Below are 20,964 nucleotides of genomic sequence, written 5' to 3'. Positions count from 1 at the left end.
GCCGAAAAAACGACCGAATAATCCGGAAAAAATTGTATGTCGGGGATAAAGTGTTTATTTTTGCGCGACAATCGAAATATATGGGAACGAAGTTTTTGATTACAGCCGAGAGTAACAACCGGACCGAGATGCTGAAGAAAAAAATCATTCAGTATTACATCGCTAATGGTGATACGACAATCGCCGAACTGTGCAAAGAGGTCGATCTGAGCATACCGACGGTCACCAAGCTTATCGGCGAGTTGCAGGAAGACGGCTATATTCTGGATTTCGGCAAGCAGGACACGAGCGGCGGACGCAAGCCGAATATCTACGGGCTGAATCCCGATTCGGGCTACTTTATCGGAGTCGATGTGATGCGTGATCGCGTACATCTGGCAGCCGTCGATTTCAAGGGCGGACGCCTCAGGATGAACGAAAACGTCCCCTATAAACTCGAAAACACACGCGAAGCATTAGACATTCTGTGCGAGATCATCGGCCGGTTCATCCATGTGCTGCCCATCCCCCGTTCCAAAATTTTGGCTATCGGCGTGAACATATCGGGACGGGTCAACCCCATGTCGGGCTACAGTTACAGCATATTCTATTTCGAAGAAAAGCCGCTCGCCGAACTGTTCGAAGAAATACTCGGTATCAAAACATACATTGAGAACGACTCGCGGGCGATGACTTACGGTGAGTACATGCAGGGAGTCGTGCAGGGAGAAAAGAACGTCCTCTTCCTGAATCTGACGTGGGGATTGGGGCTCGGCATCATCGTCGACGGCTGCCTCTATTACGGAAAATCGGGATTCTCCGGCGAATTCGGACACTTCTGCCTCTTCGATAACGAGATCCTCTGCCATTGCGGCAAAAAAGGATGCTTGGAAACCGAGGCCTCGGGAGCAGCGCTCTACCGGCATCTTGTAGAACGACACAAACAGGGAAGCAGTTCCATTTTGGCACCACGTCTCGAAAGCGGTGAACCCGTCTCGCTGGCCGACCTTATCGAGGCCATTCAGAAAGAAGATGTCCTATGTATCGACATCCTCGAGCAGGTAGCCTTGAACCTTGGAAAAAGCATCGCCGGACTGATCAATATTTTCAATCCGGAGCTTGTTGTGCTCGGCGGTGCGCTCGCCGCAACGGGCGACTATATCCGCCTGCCCATCCGAAGCGCCATCAAGAAGTACTCCCTGAATCTTGTCAGTCAGGATACGGAGATCAAACTCTCGCGTCTTCAAGAGCGTGCCGGCGTAATCGGCGCCTGCCTCCTGTCACGCAGCAAAATGCTCGGGCTGATTTGAAAGACGGATAATAAGTCACGATATATTTTAACGGGGGAGGCCTAAGGCCATCACAAAGTGTTCACATTCACAAATCACTATCGATAAAAATGCGAACATTTCAGCGTCTCGAGTTCTCAAACGAAGCGCTTCATATCGTTCAGCCATGCTTCAAGTGTGATTAACTCACTTTCTGTTACTACAGACTCCTTCATTAATGCGCAATAAGCTGCATATAGATTATCAGAAATGCTATTTTGAGAAGATAGTACACCTTCTACAATTGGTATTACATTGGCAGCATGCTCATACATGGGTATTTCTGAAATAAAGTCTTTGAAATAATCATGAGGGTTTCTCTTCTGCACGACCGTAGCACTCGTAAAGCCAAGTTGATAGCCGTATAGCCACATAATAGGCTGAGCAATCAAGCCTCTTAAAATATCCGTAAAACGAAATGTGACGTATGTCGGCAAGTATAACAAAGGGAAAAGCTCCTTCGTAATCATCGTATTTTGAGTATTGAAGGGGCAAGCAGTCTTAAACGACAATACCACAGGCGATCGCTCGTCGAAATGACAGACCTGATCGCTTGTCAGCCGATAGATTGCATCAACATCCGGATCTTCATCTGCCAAGCCTTGCCACACTCCTATTTTACAAGGCCTTTTTTCTATCAGCCTCGTAAAATCACACTCCGTATTGATAAACTGCAGAGGCAACCCCCGAGGCCATATTTTCTGCTTCGCAAATAACCCGTATACATTCACAAAATGATTTTCTTGAGTGACACAGTCAAAATGTCCGTCGAACTCAGGAAAGCCCCAATTGCTTTTTGGGATATTATCATCGTCCGTATCAATGATCAAGTCTGCACCCTTTTCTATCGCCAACAAATAGCCAATCATTTTTCTCGAATAATGATTAAATGGTAACACTTTAACCAGCTCGTATGGCAACTTTTCCTGCTCTTTCACAGAACAATATGTCGAGTTCTCACAGTACCAGTCCACAGGGCTTTTTTGATCACCAATGACATACAACGCATATTCATCTAACTGCGAAAATTTTCTAACCGCTTCGGTCGGCTCAAAAATACTTGTGATAACAATTGCTTTCTTCATATTATCTTTTTCAAAATTTCAATATTGGTCGATGTGTAAAAATCTTTTAGATATGCAGCATTTTTGTCTGTGGGCGAAGGAGATTTTAACGCGTGATTCAATTGACTTTCAAAAGCATCGTAAGTCGTAATCGAGGGACAAATCTCTGCTAACCGATAATAGTCCGTCTCTGCTGTTTTCGGATACCGTGCCATAATGTGACAACTGCCAGACAGTAATTCAAAGAATCTCGGTGTGACAGGATTAAAACCACCTGTTCTTCTCTCTCCTCCATCCATACCGGGAGTTGCATAAAATGCGACTTTCGCCGTTTTCAGCAAGTTCATGTATTCCGAACGTGTGTGAAACTTCCCGACAATGCCCCTTTTATTACTCTCATAATACAACTCTCCATCTTTCTGTATCTGATGAAGATATTCAACCTCCGGATGCGTTATCTCAAATTGTTTGAGAAAATCCCAAAGAACAGGATTCTTCCTCCCTGCCAATATGATATCGACCTTTTTATCGAGTGACTGATTCGGGCTCAATCTGTACATAGAAGGTAAAGTCATAGGAAAATGTACTAAGTTGTTTCTTATCTGATTCGCTTTTAAGAAATCGAACACTTCCAGACTTGTAACCAGAATATACGGACAGTCTGCATATAATTTTTTAAAATGCTCTACGCCCTCTTTATCCCAAAAATCGATAATCACCGGAATCGTTCTCCGGCTGTTGGAGAAACTTTTATATTGCTTGGCACACATCTCAAAATAGAGATAACGATCCTTGTCTTTATGGACTAAATCTGTAATCATACATCCTATCCGACCATTGAAAATTTTATGATCGATGCGTTTAAACGCTCTACACAAAGCATATTTACTTCCCTCCGGACTGTTTTTCAACGGTAGATGTAATGCATGAGACAATTCATCTTCCCACTCATATACAATATGCCAACTTGGCCAGTTCTGATAATGTCTGTCCGTAAATATACCGTTTAATCCCATTACGTATGAATCATTTAACACAACCGTAACAAAAAAACGCCTTAAAAGAGCAAAAGAGTCTGAATATCCTCCATCTCTCCAATCTAAAGATCACACAGATTTTCAATCCTCCCTAAGAACGCTTTCTCTTTATTTTCCATTTATTATTTCTATCGCTTTTTCCAATATGTTATCTTTCCCGCCTCTTATTCACAGAATAGTCGGTTTCAATGCAATCTCCGAAACAATGCCATTTTTTTAGACTTGTTTCCCAATAAGATAAGCTCTAAACCACACTCCTATTATATTCATTAAACAGATGAAGAACTATTCACTCCTCAAAAATACAACTTTTAGAATTGCTACAGACTCTTTGAAAATATTTTTCCTGATTTTTCTCATAAAATAAACAACGTTTTCTCTTACTTCCTTTATTTTTTCCCATTGCTGTCCAATAAACCACAGAGTAGTTGTCAATGGTTAATGGTTATTTTCCTGGCATATGGCGAATAGAAAAGCTATTAATTGCGCCCCTACGGGAATGTGGATAGGTTGTTATGGCGGGTGAGCCCGTGTGTTTGCCCCTACTATCTTGCTACTTTCTTCGTTTTCCCTGTCATTCAGAGCGGAGCAATGAATCTTCCCTTTTCCGTGTGGGATTCCTCTCCACGTTCGGAATGACAAAGAGGGTTATTTACGTTCTTTGCGTTAAAGAATAAACCGTAAGGTTCAGAAGGTTTCATTCAGGCTTTCAGCCTCCCGCTGATAAGATTGCCTGTTTCCCAACGCTTCGCATTGGGCTGAATTAACGCGCCCTTTCAAGGCTTTTACAGCGGTCAGTTGTCAGCGATCAGCCCTGCATTCCCCCTTTGAAGGGGAGAAAGGGAATGTGTCTCAGCGTTCGGAATGACAAAAAGAGAGAGCGTTATTCGTAATTATTCCTCTTAACAGCTAAACGATTCAACGATCAAACGCTCGCTCTTCAGGGCTAATTCAATTCTTCTTCAAAAGAAACTCATCGATATACTTCGCGAGCGTTTCTTTCGGCTGCAATCCCATACTGGCCTGCGGTTTACCCTGCATCGGGACGAACAACAGCGTAGGGAGACTGTTGATCCCGAAGGCCGATGCCAGCTCCTGCTCCTTGACGACATCGACTTTGTAAATCACGATGTCATCTTTATACTCGGCTGCCAGTTCCTTCAATATCGGCGCAACACGTCTGCACGGTCCGCACCAGTCGGCATAAAAGTCGATGATACACGGTTTGTCTCCTTCATACTTCCATTCCGATGTGTTCTGTTCGTAGTTAAACACCTTCGCCAGAAAATCGGCTTTATTCAATACAATCACTTCGCCCGCTGCCGCAACATCGCCCGAACGTGCCGTAACATGAAATGCCCAAAGCATCAGCGGAAGGATCATCCAATATTTCACTTTATTCATACGTGTAATTTTATTGTTTATCTTCTGTTTATTTCGGTGCAAAGATAAACGACAATCCGACAAATCTCAATGCACTATGACGAATAAAAGGTGTTTTTTGTTTATTTTTGCACTTGTGGAACTGACAGAAACGATGCGAGAATTTATTCGCGAACATGCGGCTGACGACGTTCAACGATTATTGCTCTCGGCAGCCCGATATCCTTCGATCGATGTGCCTTTTGCCGTCACACAGATTGAGGCGCGACGCGTCCTGAAAGATAAATTGCCGAGCTGGCATGCCTGCGACGAGTTGATTTATCCTTCTAAACTGGCAGCGGAGCAATGTTCGTCGGCACGGACGGCACAATATAAACTCCGGTTGCTCGAGGGGGAACAGCATCTTTGCGATTTGACGGGAGGCCTGGGCGTAGACAGTTATTTCTTCGCCAAGCAGGTGAAACAGGTATGCTATGTAGAGCGTGACAAGGCTTGTTTCGACGCGGCGATGCGAAACTTTTCCGTCCTTTCTGCAAAGAATATCGAAGGGCGTAACGAAGAAGCCGCACACGCCTTGTCGGAGCTTACGGCAACGGACGTCTTTTATATCGATCCGGCACGGCGCGGCACGGGCAACCGAAGGATGTTCGCCCTGTCCGACTGCGAGCCCGATATCGTACAGCTTCTGCCGGCGATGCTACGCAAGGCTCCGAAAGTGATTGCTAAACTTTCACCGATGCTCGACTTGAGTCATACGCTGGCACTGCTGCCCCAAACGACCGATGTGCACGTCGTGTCGGTCAAGAACGAATGCAAGGAACTGCTGTTCGTACTGCGACGGGGAAACGCGGCAAAGACACCCCGTATACATTGTATAAATATCATGACGGATCCTTCGGAACAGGCTTTTTGTTTTACTCCGGCCGAGGAACAGGCTACTCCCGCCTTACCGGCAAAGTCGGCAGGAGCTTATCTGTACGAACCGAACGCTTCGATCCTGAAAGCCGGCGCCTACAAACAAACGGCTCTGCGTACGGGCGTCCGTAAATTACATGTAAACAGCCATCTTTATACATCGGACGAGGAGGTATTCGATTTTCCGGGGCGCAGCTTCCGGATCGAAGAAGTGATTCCTTTCAGTGGGAAAATATGCCGGACCATCGCGCAGAATATTCCGCAAGCCAATCTGACGGTGCGTAATTTCCCGCTGTCGGTCGGAACATTGCGCAAGCGAACAAAGATTACGGATGGCGGAGAAATCTATCTTTTCGCCACGACGCTCGCCGACAATCAAAAAGTGCTTATCCGTTGTACGAAGCTCAGTCAGTTCCCTTAACAAACGAAATGTATTCGTCCTTCAAGTGAAATTGATCGTCATGATCGAGCAGGAAGCGTAAAGCTTGTACGTTTTTTTCCTGTTCCAGCGGCAAGAGGCGGGCCAGTTCGAAAACGCTTCCGGGCTTTTCGCCCAACATCTCGACCAAGGCTTGACGAAGCATATTGAACTCCCACTGTGTCAGCCCAGATTGCGTTTTTCTCAGGCAGATATCGCATCCCTTGCAATCTTCGGCATCTTTCTCCCCGAAATAGTGAAGCAGTAAACGGGTGCGGCAATGATGCTTCTCGTTCAGATAACCGATCACCCGATCGATACGCTCCCGGTCGCGTTTTTTACGCTCCTCGTAAGCAAAGGAAGGAATATGCAGATGCGCAATCTCTTCACGAGTGCGTGTAAACGTAATCTGCGGCGCCTTTTTTCGAGGGACATAACGGATGATACCGGCTTTCGAGAGCGCGACAAGGCAATGATATACATGCTCCGCAGTCGTATGGGCACGGGTAGCGATGAATGTTTCGTCGATAAAAACATAATCCGCAAAGAGTCCGGTATAAGAACGCAGGACGGCACGCACCACGTTGTCCGTAAGTTCATCTTGACGCAACGCCTGATAAAGTTCTTCGCGGGTAATGAGAAAGATCATACGCGAGGCGTTATCGGGCTCTTCGACATATTCAATATAACCGGCCAGCTCGAGGATTTTCAGGGCATGATGCACTTGCGTAAGAGAGAATTTATAGACAGTACAAAATTCGGCAATCGAAAAATCATGTGTAGTAAAAAGCCCGAACCCCGAAGCAATCTGGAAATAATATCCCAAGGACTCGTAGACACGCGCAATCACTTCTTTGTCGGGATACTCGTCGGTGATGCGTTTGTTCAGTTTCGTTATATCGGACGAAGCGCAGAGCACCACGGCATAGGCACGCTGTTCGTCGCGTCCGGCACGTCCGGCCTCCTGAAAATATTCTTCGAGCGATCCCGGCATATCGATATGCACGACCAGACGGACATCAGGCTTATCGATTCCCATCCCGAAAGCGTTCGTCGCAACCATCACGCGGCACTGATTATTCTTCCACGCGTTCTGACGCTCGGTCTTCACCTCGCGTTTCAGTCCGGCATGAAAGAACTGCGCCGATATACCCTCCTGCTGAAGAAACGCGGCCAACTCCTGCGTGCGTTTCCTGTTACGCACATAAACGATGGCCGAACCCGGCACTTTATCAAGCATATAGAGCAGCGTCTGCAACTTGTCTTCACATGAACGGACAACGTACGACAGGTTTTTGCGTACGAAGCTCTTGCGGAACACATTCTTTTCGCGAAAACAAAGTTTCTCCTGGATATCCTCTATCACTTCGGGGGTAGCCGTAGCTGTGAGCGCCAGCACAGGAACCTCGGGGAACAGCTCCCGCACGGAAGCAATGTTCAGGTAAGAAGGCCGGAAATCATATCCCCATTGCGAGATACAATGGCTCTCGTCTACGGCCAGCAGGCAGACATTCATGGCACGCAGTTTGCTTCTGAACCTCTCGGAGGCTAACCGCTCGGGCGAAACGTACAGAAACTTGTAATCTCCAAAGATACAGTTATCGAGATGTGTACCGATCTCTTCGCGCGTCATGCCGGTATAGACGGCGGTCGCTTTGATTCCCCGCTGACGGAGGTTATCCACCTGATCCTTCATCAGCGCAATCAGCGGGGTGACGACTAAACAGAGCCCCTCCATGCCGAGTGCGGGTACTTGAAAAGTCAGCGATTTACCGCCTCCGGTAGGCATCAGCCCGAGCGTATCCTTACCGGCACAGACCGAATGAATGATCTCTTCCTGTAAGGGGCGAAACGAGGTATACCCCCAATACTGCTTTAATATCTCATGGTGGCGATCCATGAGCAATCACGACTCCGAGGGTCGAATATCTTTTACCATTAACTGGATGGTCGTATTCCCGTTGTACGTATTCTCCTCGATGGTATAGCACAAGTCGAACGGGTTCATTGCCTTGACATAGTTGGCATGCGTACTCATCCCGAATGCGATGGCGTGAAGCGGCCCTCCTCCTTTCCCGTCGATGATTTCCAGTTTCAGGTGCTCGAGTTCCTTCCCGACACAGCGGCTCGTTCCGTAGTCCTGCACACGCAGGGAGCAGAAGACAGGCTTTTCGTTATCCGGACCTAAGGGGTTCATCTTCTTCAGCTCGTTCACGAAACGGGGCGTGATATGTTTCAGGTCGATGACGGCATCGATGTCGATTTGCGGAGTCATCTGTTCGGGCACGATATCTTCGGCCGCCAGCTTCATGAAACGGTTCGTAAACGCCTCCAGATTCTCTTCGCGCAGTGAAAGTCCCGCGGCATAAGTATGCCCCCCGAAGCTCTCCAGCAGATCGCGGCATCCCTCGATGGCTTTATAGATATCGAATCCGACGATGGAGCGTGCCGAGCCGGTAATCAGTTCCGACGACTTCGTCAACACAACCGACGGACGATAATACTTCTCCGTCAGACGCGAGGCGACGATTCCGATTACCCCCTTGTGCCAGTCGGGGTTATACACGACGATGCCTTTCTGAGTTTCGATGTCCTGAATCTCTTCGATGATCGCATTGGCTTCATCGGTAATCTTCTTATCGAGTTCGCGCCGGTCATCGTTATACTGGTCGATGCTTTCGCTTCGTTCGTTCGCCTCGTTCATATCTTTCGAGAGCAGCAATTCGACGGCCTCGCGTCCGTTCATCATCCGTCCCGAGGCATTGATGCGTGGTCCGATCTTAAAAACGATGTCGCTGATCGTTATCTCCTTGCCGGCCAGTCCGCAGACATTGATGATGCCTCTCAGCCCGAAGCTCGGGTTGTTGTTGAGCTGGCGCAACCCATAGTAAGCGAGGATGCGGTTTTCGCCCGTGATCGGTACGATATCGGACGCGATACTGACGGCCGTCAGTTCGAGTAAATTTTCGAGATGTGTGAAAGGGATATCGTTGCTCTGAGCAAACGCCTGCATGAATTTAAATCCCACGCCACATCCCGAGAGATGTTCGTAGGGATACTGCGAGTCGGTACGTTTGGCATCGAGCACAGCCACGGCGGCCGGCAGTTCGTCGTCGGGCATGTGATGGTCGCAGATGATAAAATCGATGCCCCGCTCATTGGCGTAGGCCACCTTATCGATGGCTTTGATACCACAGTCAAGCGTGATAATCAGCGAAATGCCGTTTTCGACAGCATAGTCGATGCTTTTGTACGAAACGCCGTAGCCCTCGTCGTACCGATCGGGAATATAAAAATCGATTGTCGACGAGTAGGGTCTCAAAAACTTGTAGACGAGCGATACAGCCGTTGTACCGTCTACATCATAATCCCCATAAATCAGAATCTTCTCTTTGTTTCCTAACGCTTTGTTGAGCCGTTTCACGGCCTTGAACATGTCGGGCATCAGAAACGGGTCATGCAAATCATTCAGGTTCGGTTTAAAGAATTTCCGCACTTCACGGGCAGAGGTGATGCCGCGTTGCACGAGCAACAGGCAGAGGGTGGGACTAAGTCCCAGCTCGGCAGCTAACTCGTCGCGTTTGCGTAAATCTTCTTCTGTATGGGGTCGAATACTCCATCTGTTTGTCATTATATATTGTTTTTATTTTTTTCAAGCACGCAGTAACAGAATGAACGATGGTCGCTACATAGTGCGACAGGTTCAGACAATTACTATTGGCTGTAAAAATACAACGAATAAATGACATAACATGGTCATCGCCGAAAAAATAAAACGGCGCACATTTGTTTTTTGAAAAAAAAAGATTTGTTTCTCTTTTTTGCAGTCGATCGAAAAAGAAAACGAACGTGCAAAAGAAATCAGAAAAACGCTGCAATAAAGCAATAGATAAACCATCCGCAGACACCGATCTTACATATCGTACCGAGCAGAAAGCCGACGAATGCGCCGAATCCGGATTTTACAGCCTCTCTGATATGGCGTCGTCCCAACAACAGTTCACCCGCTATCGCCCCGACGAAAGGGCCGATCAAAATGCCCCACGGAGGAAAGAAGAAAACACCCGCTAACGTACCTACAACACATCCCCAATTGCCCCATCGGCTTCCATTCCATTTTTTCACGCCCCAGATCGGCAGTAAATAGTCGAAAGCTATGGTGAGCAATACCAGCATAAACCAGACAATCAGCTGTGTGGTGGTAAATTCTACGCGTTCGGTAAAGTGCAGCAGAAGCAATCCTCCGTACGAGAGTTGTGGTCCGGGCAACACGGGAAGTAGACTGCCAATCAGTCCTCCCAACAAGCAAACGGCTCCGAGGATGATTAACACAATCTCTAATACCATCATAATCTTTTGTATTGAAAAGTTGGACGAAACAACGACAGATTTGTCAACAGCCTATTCCACCCTCGCGTTCGAGAGTACGATTCCGTTCAGAAAATCGCTCACCACCATCCGTTTTTTGCCGGCTAACTGTACTTCTTTGACGCGGATAAACCCGTCTTCGGCGGCAATATCGAGGTGTTTTTTACCGTCGGTACGGATCGTGCCGGCTGCGAGCGAATGGTTTTCCATCCTCTTTTCCGTTGCAAATAGTTTCAGAACGGTGCGCCGGCCGTCGGGCAAGACGAGTTCGGTCCATGCTGCGGGATAGGGCGAGAGCCCGCGAACGAAGTCATACACCTTAGCCACAGGCTGCTGCCAGTCTATGCGACACGTATCTTTAAAAATCTTCGGGGCAGGGCGCAGCTCTTCTTCGTCGGCACGAAGCATCTCCTGCGGTCTGGTCTCGATCATGCCGCTGGCTTCGATCAGCAGATCGACCGTTTCAATCACCAACTGTGCTCCGGCGTCCATAAGTGCATCGTGCAGGTGTCCGGCATCGTCGGTTTCGGCCACGGGCAGTCGGCGGCGACGGATGATGTGTCCGGTATCGATCTCGTGCTTAAGGAAGAAAGTCGTCACACCCGTTTCCTTCTCGCCGTTGATAATCGCCCAGTTGATGGGTGCCGCTCCGCGATATTGCGGCAAGAGCGAGGCATGCAGGTTGAACGTGCCCCGGGGCGGCATCGCCCAAACGACCTCGGGCAGCATCCGGAAGGCGACGACGATCTGCAAGTCGGCCTGCAGAGCGCGCAGCTCACGGATGAACCGCTCGTCTTTGAGGTTTTCGGGCTGCAAGACGGGAAGCCCCTGCAAAAGGGCATATTGCTTGACGGCCGAAGCCTGAAGCACACTGCCATGGCGTCCCACCGGTTTATCGGGCATGGTGACGACTCCCACCACGCGGTAGCCGCCCTCGACAAGGGCACGCAGGCTGGCTACAGCAAACTCGGGCGTACCCATAAACACTATTTTCAGATCGTTTTTTTCCATACGTTTTCTTCTTATCCGACGACGCAAATGTACACGATAATTTTTAATCGCAACATACCGTTTCGTCCGGTAGCCTGCTCCATCAAAAAGAAGGGAGGCTTCCCTGTCCGGTTTCGCCCCCCTCTTCTTCTTGATCTGTCGAACAGTTCACTTCTTCCGGATTACCGAATCAGATCGACACTCCGGCGGATAAAGCGGCTCAGCGCTTCGCCTTTGAGCAATCCGTTGCCGAGCAGGGCAAGGTCGATCAGTTGGCCGACAACCGGATTACCGGCGGCATATTCGGTCAGAATAGTATTCTGCTGTGCGCGCAGTTCGGTAAGTTTCCGGTTCGTATTCTCCAAGTCTTCTTTTTCGGAGGCCGTGATTTCGTCTTCTTTCTTTTTGTTTTGCGCTTCACGCAAGTCGATTTGTCGGGCTTCCCATCCCTTGATATCGTTCTGAACAGGCTGTAACTTTTCGGCACAGGCCTTCTCTTCGTCGGCCAGTACGGACTGAATCAGGACATGATCGGTGTTGAGTACGAGGTTGTAACTGTCAGGCATCTCTCCGTAGAACGACATGCCGGGCTGCATGGCCGACATTTCGCGCATCCGTCGCATGTATTCGCTTTGCGTAAGCATCACGGGGTTAGCGCTCTGACCTAAGGCCTCGAACGAAACGGTAAATTCAACCTTGTCGATCCCGGGCAACTGGCTTGTGAAGATTTCCTGCAACGCCTCCTTCTGGCGGTCGTCGAGGTGAACCGTGTTGCCGTCGGTTTTACGGATCAGGCGGTCGATCGTATCACTGTCGACGCGCACAAATCTCGTCTTCTCGAGCTTCTGTTCCAACTGACTGATGGCATGCACATCCAACTGTCCGTCCATAACCAGCACGCTGTAACCCTTATCTTTAGCTGCCTGAATATAGCTGTACTGTTCATTCGGATTCGTAGTGTAGAGATACGTCAGGAAGCCTTCCTTATCGGTCTGGTTTTCGTTGATCAACTGCCGGTATTCGTCGTACGTATAATATTGGCCGTCTACGTCTTTGTGCAATGCGAACTTGGCGGCGCGTTCGTAGAATTTTTCGTCGCTGAGCATGCCGTACTGGATAAAGAGCTTGAGGCTGTCCCATTTCTCTTCGTACTGCGGACGGTCGTTCTTGAAGATTTCTTCGAGGCGGTCGGCCACTTTCTTGGTGATATGCGTCGATATCTTCTTCACGTTCTGGTCGCTTTGCAGGTACGAGCGCGAGACGTTGAGCGGGATGTCGGGCGAGTCGAGCACGCCGTGAAGCAGGGTCAGGAACTCAGGCACGATGCCTTCGACCGAGTCGGTGACAAACACCTGATTGCAATATAGCTGAATTTTGTTTCGATGCAGGTCGATGTTGCTCTTGATGCGCGGGAAATAGAGGATTCCCGTCAGGTTGAACGGATAATCCACGTTCAGATGAATCCAGAAGAGCGGTTCGTCGCTCATCGGATAAAGCTCGCGGTAGAACGTCCGGTAATCTTCGTCTTTCAGCTCCGACGGCTTGCGTATCCATGCCGGCTGAGTGTTGTTAACGACCTGATCCTCGTCCGTATCGACGTATTGACCGTCTTTCCACTCCTGCTTCTTCCCGAAGACGATGGGGACGGGCAGATAACGGCAATATTTGTTGAGCAACGAGGTGATTCTGCTCTTTTCGAGGAATTCTTTGTTTTCGTCGTCGATGTATAAAATTATATCTGTACCGCGATCATCTTTCGTCGTTTCCGTCATCTGGTATTCGGGCGATCCTTCGCAGCTCCATTTCATCGCCACAGCGCCTTCCTTATAAGACTTGGTAACGATCTCGACCTTCTTGGCCACCATGAACGACGAATAGAATCCCAGTCCGAAATGTCCGATGATAGCAGAGGCGTTGTTCTGATATTTCTGCACGAACTCTTCGGCGCCGGAAAACGCGATCTGGTTGATGTACCGATCTATCTCTTCGGCCGTCATGCCGATTCCGCGGTCCGAGACGATCAGCTTGCCGTCTTCGATACGGATGCGCACGGACAAGTCGCCCAGTTCGCCTTTGAAATCGCCAACCGACGATAAGGTCTTCAGTTTTTGTGTCGCGTCGATTGCGTTGGACACCAGCTCACGGAGAAAAATCTCATGGTCGCTGTACAAAAATTTCTTGATGACGGGAAAGATGTTTTCGCTTGTAACACCGATATTTCCCTTGGTTTCGTGATTTGCCATATTGTTTATTTTTCGTTTTTTTATTGTTTTCTCTATGTCTCTCTTCTAGACAAAAAAAATGCCAGACCCTTCAGGTCTGACATTTTGTCTGTCTACTTATACACAATTTCAATCGCGCCTCACGCCTTTTTGATTTCGTGTGTCATTTTGTCGGTTACCTGATCATACCCGATTACGATCGTATCCCCCGGCGTCACATCTTCCTGCAGGAGGATGCCGGCCATCTCGTCTTCGATATATTTCTGGATCGAGCGTTTCAGCGGCCGTGCACCGAACTGAACATCATACCCTTTCGAGGTGATGTATTCCTTCGCTTCGTCCGTAATTTCCAAACGGTAGCCGAGCCCGTCGATCCGTCGATAGACCTCTTTCAGTTCGATGTCGATAATCCGATGAATCGAGGTTTTGTCCAGCGGATCGAACATGACAATATCGTCGATACGGTTCAGAAATTCGGGTGCGAACGACTTTTCCAGCGCTTTACGAATCACGCCGCGCGAATAATCTTTGTCCATCAGCCCCTGTCCCTGCGGATGGAACCCGATGCCCCGTCCGAAGTCTTTTAACTGGCGCGTCCCGATATTGGATGTCATGATCAGAATCGTATTTTTGAAGTCGATGCGGCGTCCGAGGCTGTCGGTCAGCCGTCCCTCGTCGAGCACCTGAAGCAAGAGGTTGAACACGTCGGGGTGCGCTTTCTCGATTTCGTCGAGCAGCACTACGGAATAAGGTTTGCGCCGCACCTTTTCGGTGAGCTGCCCGCCTTCTTCATAGCCGACGTACCCCGGAGGTGCTCCGATCAGGCGCGAGACGGCGAACTTCTCGAGGTACTCGCTCATATCGATCCGGATCAGCGCATCGGGCGTGTCGAACAGGAACTCAGCCAGTTTTTTGGCCAGATGCGTTTTACCCACTCCCGTAGGGCCTAAGAACATAAACGTGCCGATGGGCTTGTTCGGGTCTTTCAGCCCGACGCGATTACGCTGAATGGCTTTGACGATTTTTTCCACCGCCTCATCCTGTCCGATGATCTTCTCCTTTAGCAGCGCCCCCATGTCGCGAAGCCGCATGTTTTCCGTCTGTGCGATGCGTTGCACGGGTACGCCGGACATCATCGCCACCACCTCGGCTACCTGCTCGGCGTCGACCGTTTCACGATGCTCCTCCATCTCTTCTTCCCATTTCTTTTTCGCCGCTTCCAGCTCGACGATGTATTGCCGTTCGGTATCGCGATGGCTTGCCGCCAACTCGAAATTTTGCGACTTCACGGCTGCCAGCTTGTCATTCCGGGTCGCTTCGATCTTCGCTTCCAGCTCCTCGATATGGCGAGGTACGACAATAGTCGAGATATGCACGCGCGATCCGGCCTCATCCAGCGCATCAATGGCCTTGTCAGGGAAATTGCGATCGCTGATGTAGCGTTCTGTCAGTTTGACACATGCTTCGAGCGCCGCATCCGTATAGATCATGTGATGATGCTCTTCGTACCGTTCCTTGATATTTTTGAGAATCTGCAAGGTCTCTTCGGGGGTGGTCGGGTCGACGAGCACCTTCTGGAAACGGCGCTCCAATGCACCGTCTTTCTCGATATTCTTCCGGTATTCATCGAGCGTCGTTGCGCCGATACATTGCAGCTCACCCCGCGCCAGCGCCGGCTTGAGCATATTGGCGGCATCCATCGAGCCCGAGGCCGAACCGGCCCCGACCAGCGTGTGTATCTCGTCGATGAACAGAATGATATTCGGATTTTTTGTCAGCTCGTTCAGTACGGCCTTGATGCGCTCTTCAAACTGCCCGCGATACTTCGTGCCGGCCACGATGGAGGCCATATCGAGGCTGATCACACGCTTATCGAACAGGATGCGCGACACCTTGCGCTGAACAATGCGCTGTGCCAGCCCTTCGACAATCGCCGATTTCCCGACGCCCGGCTCGCCGATCAGCACAGGATTGTTCTTCTTGCGGCGGCTCAGAATCTGTGCCAGCCGTTCGATCTCCTTCTCGCGTCCAACGATCGGATCCAACTTCCCTTCGGCAGCCGCCCGCGTCATATCCGAGCCGAAATTGTCGAGTACCGGCGTATCGTTCGACGCTTTCTGCGACGTGCCGGTTGCGCCGCGCGCCATACCTCCCTGTGCCGACTGGCCCGAAGAAGACGAAGAATACGACGACGAAAAGGCATCGTCTTCTTCCTCATCATCGTCGGTAAACCCGTCACGAACTTCTTCGATCTCCGCAATATCGATATCGGATTCACCGCTCACGCGACCGTAAACGACGCGATAATCGATCCCCGTCCGTCCCAGAATCTGCGCCGCCGTGTTAAACTTCTCTTTCAGGAGCGCCAGCAGCAGGTGTTCGGTTCGCGTGCGTTCGCTCTTAAATATCCGGGCTTCGAGCATGCTCATGCGCAGTACACGTTCCGTACTTTTGCTGATGCTGATATCGTTGAGCGGCATTTCGCCCGTTTCATACGTATTTCGTATTTCGTGTTCGATCTCTTTTTTGATCTGTGTCAAGTCCGCATTCATCTCCTGAAGAATGCTTACGGCGTTCCCATTGCCTTCGCGCAGAAGGCCCAGCATCAGATGCTCCGGACCAATGTAGCTGTTCTGTAAACGAGCAGCCTCTTCGCGACTGTATTCAATCACGTCGATTACTTTTTTTGAATAATTATTCTTCATACTTCTCATGCTTCGTCTGTGCAAAGTTAGTAATATCTCCCGATATGTCTTACAAATTGTGTGCCAAAACTCATCTCAGCCCCGAACAGGGCAGAGACGGCTGACCGGACTTTTCCTTTTCGTCGCCGGCGTCGAGGGGGGGGGAATAAGCGCTTTCCGCTACGTATGTTTGCGCACAAGCACCTTATCGATGCGGGCGCGATCCATATCGACAATCTCAAAGTCGAAACACTGCCAACTGAACGTCTCTCCCGTTTTGGGGACATGTTCGAGCAGCTCAAGAATCAACCCGCTGAGGGTATTGTAGTCATAGTCGGCGTAGAGGTCGGCCATGTCGAAATATTCGAGAAAGTTATAAAACGAATACTGCCCGTCCACCAGCCACCCGTTGCCTCCGGCACGTTCTCTGATCTCGGGTTCTTCGCCGATGTCGGGCAATTCGCCGATCAGCGCTTCGACAATATCCTTCAGAGTGACAATCCCCTGAATACCGCCAAACTCATCGGTAACCAGCCCATATTTAACCCGCGCATCTTTAAATTGTTCGAGCGTATTATAGACACTCTGGTTTTCAGGCACAAACTGAGCAGGACGCAACACCTCCGAGAGCGAAAAGTCCGGCCGGTCAATCTTCCCGAACAGATCTTTGAGGAATACGACCCCGACAATATCATCGAATTTTCCGGCCGCTACGGGATAAACATTGAAGAGATGGTCTTTCACGGTCCGACGGATCGTGTCAAGAGACTCTTCGGTATTGAGCCAGACAAGTTCGCTGCGATGAGTCATAATCGACCCCACGTCACGGTCACCCAACGTAAAGACCCGCTCTACGATGTCCTGCTCCACATCCTGCACCTCGCCGCTGTCGAACCCTTCGCGAACGATGGCTTTTATCTCATCTTCGGTCACCCGGTTTTCTTCGGGGCGGTTCAGACCGAGAAGAATCATCAGCCCGCGTGTACTTTTGGAAAGCAGCCAGACAACAGGCGACGCGATCTTCGACAACACATTCATCGGCTGAGCCACAAACTTAGCCGCCTGCTCGGCAAAGTTCATACCGATACGTTTGGGCAGCAACTCGCCCAACACCAGCGTGAGGTAAGTCACAATTACGACAATCGTCAGTTTTGAGACGGCCAGTGCATACGGTGAGAGTGCCGGCACGCCTTTCAGCACCTCGGCCAGATCGGCAGCAAAGGCCTCGCCCGAAAATAACCCCGTCAAGATACCGACAAGCGTAATGCCGATCTGAACGGTCGACAGAAATTTATCCGGGTTATGCGCCAGATCGAGTGCCGTCTGAGCGGACTTTTTTCCTTTCCGCGCCTCCGATTCAAGACGCGCCTTACGCGCCGAAACAAGTGCGATTTCGGCCAGCGAGAGCAGACCGTTCAGCAAAATAAGTCCCAGTATGACGACTATTTCCATGGCGACAAATGGCTGTTTTTCGCCAGCCCGCCTTCGGCCGTTTCCTTATACAGGCTGGGAATATCGTGTCCCGTTTCTTTCATCACCTCGACTACACGATCGTAGCTGACACGATGATTTCCGTCGGAATAGATAGCATAGACGTTCGCGTCGAGCGCCCGGGCTGCCGCCACCGCGTTACGTTCGATACAGGGTACCTGCACCAGCCCGCATACGGGGTCGCACGTCAGTCCCAGATGATGTTCCAGCGCCATCTCGGCCGCGTATTCGATCTGCCCCGGCGTACCGCCGAAAAGCTGACAGGCTGCTGCCGCTGCCATGGCACAGGCTACACCGACCTCTCCCTGACAACCGACTTCAGCGCCCGAAATCGAGGCTTTCTCCTTGGCAATATTGCCGAATAACCCGGCTGTGGCCAACGCCCTCAGAATCCGCACCTCGCGAAAGTCGTGCGCCTTGTAAAGATGAAACAATACTGCCGGCAGCACTCCGCTCGATCCGCAGGTGGGGGCCGTTACGATGCGTCCGCCCGAAGCGTTCTCTTCGGAAGTAGCCAGCGCATACGCATAAATGTTCCCGCGCGAATTGAGACTCCCGGTATACCCTTTGGCCTTGACGTAATAAGTGGCAGCCTTGCGACGTACCCCGATACCGCCGGGCAAGACCCCCTCGTTATTGAGACCGCGGTCTATCGCTTCGCACATCACATGCCAGACTTCCCTCAGGTAATCCCAGATTTCCGGACCTTCGCACCGTTCGACATATTCCCAGAAGGAACAGCCGTCAGTCTCGCACAATTCAAGAATCTCTGTAATCGCAGTCAACGGATAGATATCACTCGTCACACGCTTCGTCTCCTCATTCGCCAACGCTCCTCCCCCGACACTATAAATCGTCCACTGCTCCTTCACCTCTCCCTCCGAAAGGGCTTCAAACAGCATCCCGTTCGGATGAAAAGGCAGAAAGACGTCGGGTTTCCAGATTATTTCGGTGGGTGCAACCGGCTCCAACACATCGAGGATCGCCCGATCGGTCATGTGCCCACGACCGGTCGCTGCCAGACTGCCATAAAGTGTTACCCTGAAAGACGATGCTCCGGAAGCGCGTTCCAGAAACAGGCGGGCAGCCTTCTGAGGCCCCATGGTATGGCTGCTCGAAGGCCCGTTCCCTATTTTATAGAGTTCTCTTAACGATTTCATATTTCTTTTTCGCCGCGCAAAGATATAAATTTATTTTTTACCTTTGCTGGCTGAAAAATGATCAGTACGCACGATAAAGATGATTGAAAAAATTAAGGTGCTGTTGCAGGAAGTAGAACACCTGAAAGCCGATAATGCCGAAGAGTTGGAAGCGTTACGTATCCGATACTTGAGTAAGAAAGGAGAAATTAACGCCCTAATGAACGATTTCCGAAATGTGGCGGCCGACCGAAAACGCGAAGTCGGGAAATACTTGAACGATCTGAAAGAAGCTACCCAGCAGAAAATCAATCAACTGAAAGAACAGTTTGAACAGGCTACCGAGCGCTCCGACGGCTACGATATGACACGCACGGCCTACCCGGTTTCGCTGGGCACACGCCATCCGCTCTCGATCGTACGGAAAGAAATCTGCGATATCTTTGCACGGCTGGGATTTAACATTGCCGAAGGGCCCGAGGTGGAAGACGACTGGCATGTCTTCTCGTCGCTCAACTTTGCCGAAGATCATCCGGCACGCGACATGCAGGACACTTTCTTTATCGGACATGCGCCCGATGTATTGCTGCGCACGCATACCTCGTCGGTACAGACAAGGGTCATGGAAAAAACACAGCCGCCCGTGCGTATCATCTGCCCCGGACGCGTTTACCGGAACGAGGCGATCTCGGCGCGCGCCCACTGCTTCTTCCATCAGATCGAAGGACTGTATGTAGACCGCGACGTCTCATTCGCCGACCTGAAACAAGTCCTGCTTTTCTTTGCAAAGGAGATGTTTGGAACCGATACGCAAATCCGCCTGAGACCGTCGTATTTCCCGTTCACGGAACCGAGCGCCGAGATGGATATTACTTGTCACATCTGCGGCGGCCACGGCTGTAACATCTGCAAACACACCGGATGGGTGGAGATTCTCGGATGCGGGATGGTAGACCCGAACGTGCTCGATCTGTGCGGTATCGACAGCCGCACCTACTCCGGATATGCCTTGGGAATGGGTATTGAACGGATCACCATGCTCAAATACCGGATCAATGACATCCGCCTGTTTTTTGAAAACGACCTCCGGTTTCTGCGTCAGTTCGAAGCAGCCCATTAGAGGCGTCTCGCATGGATACATGATCGCCTGTCTCCCGTAACGATGAGAAAAGAAGAACGATACCGGGGCGTCATCGGATGGTTTGAGCAGCACATGCCCGTTGCCGAGACGGAGTTGAAATATACTGACCCGTTTCAGTTGCTGGTCGCTGTGATCCTTTCGGCGCAGTGTACCGACAAGCGGGTAAACATGATCACCCCCGCCCTGTTCGAGGCCTACCCTGCACCCGAAGCCATGGCCGCGGCTTCACCCGAAGAAATCTTCGAATACATCAAGAGCGTCTCCTATCCGAACAACAAATCGAAGCATCTTGCCGGCATGGCACGGATGCTGGTCTCCGATTTCGGTGGCAAGGTGCCTTCCGATACGGACGAGTTACAAAAACTACCGGGCGTCGGACGTAAAACGGCGAACGTCATCGCCTCGGTGCTCTTCGATCAGCCGCGCATGGCCGTCGATACTCACGTATTCCGTGTGGCTAACCGCATCGGCCTGACCTGCCGGAGTAAAACACCATTAGCCACCGAAAAGGAACTGATCAAACATATCCCCGAACATCTGATTGCCAAAGCGCATCATTGGCTCATCCTTCACGGACGCTACACCTGCATCGCCCGCCGTCCCCAATGCGAACGCTGCGGACTGACCCTCTGGTGCAAAACATACGCGCAAACAAAAACGGCTGCCGAGGGGTAACCCTTATCCTGATATTAACGTTAAAATAACATTCCGTTAACATAAACATCAACCAACTGTGTATACCTTTGCCGAAGTTTTTTAACAGATAAAATTCAGAACAGATGAAAGCACATTTCAAACACATGAT

At 50.3% G+C, this 20,964-nt stretch carries 15 protein-coding genes; 4 read left to right on the top strand and 11 right to left on the bottom strand.

Annotation, left to right across the window (positions count from 1 at the left end; translation table 11 throughout):
* Positions 1 to 80: 80 nt before the first annotated feature.
* The gene (locus ACTTKA_RS02290) at positions 81 to 1,289 is read left to right on the top strand and encodes an ROK family transcriptional regulator (protein WP_442723808.1); all 1,209 of its coding nucleotides are present in this window, start codon (positions 81 to 83) and stop codon (positions 1,287 to 1,289) included.
* Between the two features lie 116 nt (positions 1,290 to 1,405).
* Here the strand turns inward: ACTTKA_RS02290 and ACTTKA_RS02285 are convergent, their stop codons facing one another.
* From ACTTKA_RS02285 to trxA, 3 genes are all read right to left on the bottom strand, one after another.
* Positions 1,406 to 2,392 carry an STELLO glycosyltransferase family protein gene (locus tag ACTTKA_RS02285; RefSeq protein WP_442723807.1) on the bottom strand — a complete coding sequence of 329 codons (987 nt, stop codon included), beginning with the start codon at positions 2,390 to 2,392 and terminating at the stop codon, positions 1,406 to 1,408.
* Positions 2,389 to 3,387 carry a hypothetical protein gene (locus tag ACTTKA_RS02280; RefSeq protein WP_442723806.1) on the bottom strand — a complete coding sequence of 333 codons (999 nt, stop codon included), beginning with the start codon at positions 3,385 to 3,387 and terminating at the stop codon, positions 2,389 to 2,391. Before ACTTKA_RS02280 ends, ACTTKA_RS02285 begins: the two co-directional genes overlap by 4 nt.
* A gap of 972 nt (positions 3,388 to 4,359) precedes the next feature.
* On the bottom strand, positions 4,360 to 4,776 hold the full coding sequence (gene trxA, locus ACTTKA_RS02275; protein WP_442713729.1) for a thioredoxin: 417 nt from the start codon (positions 4,774 to 4,776) through the stop codon (positions 4,360 to 4,362).
* 151 nt (positions 4,777 to 4,927) lie between these two features.
* On the opposite strand from trxA, the gene ACTTKA_RS02270 reads away from it, so the two are divergent.
* Entirely contained in the window at positions 4,928 to 6,127 is a 1,200-nt protein-coding gene (locus ACTTKA_RS02270) for a THUMP-like domain-containing protein (RefSeq protein ID WP_442723822.1), read from the top strand.
* On the opposite strand, the gene ACTTKA_RS02265 is transcribed toward ACTTKA_RS02270, so the two are convergent.
* The 8 genes from ACTTKA_RS02265 to ACTTKA_RS02230 all read right to left on the bottom strand — a co-directional run bounded on the left by ACTTKA_RS02265 (position 6,111) and on the right by ACTTKA_RS02230 (position 19,039).
* Positions 6,111 to 8,024 (bottom strand): RecQ family ATP-dependent DNA helicase, encoded by a 1,914-nt coding sequence (locus tag ACTTKA_RS02265; RefSeq protein ID WP_442723805.1) that lies wholly within the window; start codon positions 8,022 to 8,024, stop codon positions 6,111 to 6,113. The genes ACTTKA_RS02270 and ACTTKA_RS02265 overlap by 17 nt on opposite strands.
* 6 nt (positions 8,025 to 8,030) lie before the next feature.
* Entirely contained in the window at positions 8,031 to 9,755 is a 1,725-nt protein-coding gene (gene recJ / locus ACTTKA_RS02260) for a single-stranded-DNA-specific exonuclease RecJ (RefSeq protein WP_442723804.1), read from the bottom strand.
* A 230-nt stretch (positions 9,756 to 9,985) separates the two neighbouring features.
* A complete protein-coding gene (locus tag ACTTKA_RS02255) occupies positions 9,986 to 10,474 on the bottom strand; it encodes a DUF456 domain-containing protein (RefSeq protein WP_442723803.1) in 489 nt (162 codons plus the stop codon).
* A gap of 51 nt (positions 10,475 to 10,525) precedes the next feature.
* Positions 10,526 to 11,503 carry a methionyl-tRNA formyltransferase gene (fmt, locus tag ACTTKA_RS02250; RefSeq protein ID WP_442723802.1) on the bottom strand — a complete coding sequence of 326 codons (978 nt, stop codon included), beginning with the start codon at positions 11,501 to 11,503 and terminating at the stop codon, positions 10,526 to 10,528.
* Between the two features lie 161 nt (positions 11,504 to 11,664).
* Positions 11,665 to 13,725 carry a molecular chaperone HtpG gene (gene htpG, locus ACTTKA_RS02245; protein ID WP_442723801.1) on the bottom strand — a complete coding sequence of 687 codons (2,061 nt, stop codon included), beginning with the start codon at positions 13,723 to 13,725 and terminating at the stop codon, positions 11,665 to 11,667.
* 119 nt (positions 13,726 to 13,844) lie between these two features.
* Positions 13,845 to 16,409, bottom strand: coding sequence for an ATP-dependent Clp protease ATP-binding subunit (locus tag ACTTKA_RS02240; RefSeq protein ID WP_442723800.1), 2,565 nt, complete (start codon positions 16,407 to 16,409; stop codon positions 13,845 to 13,847).
* A gap of 159 nt (positions 16,410 to 16,568) precedes the next feature.
* Positions 16,569 to 17,840, bottom strand: a complete 1,272-nt coding sequence (locus tag ACTTKA_RS02235) for a hemolysin family protein (protein WP_442723799.1) — start codon at positions 17,838 to 17,840, stop codon at positions 16,569 to 16,571.
* A complete protein-coding gene (locus ACTTKA_RS02230) occupies positions 17,831 to 19,039 on the bottom strand; it encodes an L-serine ammonia-lyase (RefSeq protein WP_442723798.1) in 1,209 nt (402 codons plus the stop codon). The genes ACTTKA_RS02235 and ACTTKA_RS02230 overlap by 10 nt, the downstream gene beginning before the upstream one ends.
* A gap of 79 nt (positions 19,040 to 19,118) precedes the next feature.
* Here ACTTKA_RS02230 and pheS point away from each other — a divergent pair, with 79 nt between their 5' ends.
* Together pheS and nth are read left to right on the top strand one after the other, a co-directional pair.
* Positions 19,119 to 20,138 (top strand): phenylalanine--tRNA ligase subunit alpha, encoded by a 1,020-nt coding sequence (gene pheS, locus ACTTKA_RS02225; protein WP_442723797.1) that lies wholly within the window; start codon positions 19,119 to 19,121, stop codon positions 20,136 to 20,138.
* 42 nt (positions 20,139 to 20,180) lie between these two features.
* Complete coding sequence (gene nth, locus ACTTKA_RS02220; RefSeq protein WP_442723796.1) at positions 20,181 to 20,834, top strand: endonuclease III; 654 nt, start codon at positions 20,181 to 20,183, stop codon at positions 20,832 to 20,834.
* Positions 20,835 to 20,964: the final 130 nt, after the last annotated feature.

The organism is Tannerella sp., from assembly GCF_052170195.1.
In the GTDB taxonomy this organism is placed as follows: domain Bacteria; phylum Bacteroidota; class Bacteroidia; order Bacteroidales; family Tannerellaceae; genus Tannerella.
The sequence above is the reverse complement of the archived record's forward strand: the minus strand, read 5'-3'. Positions and strand labels throughout refer to the sequence as shown.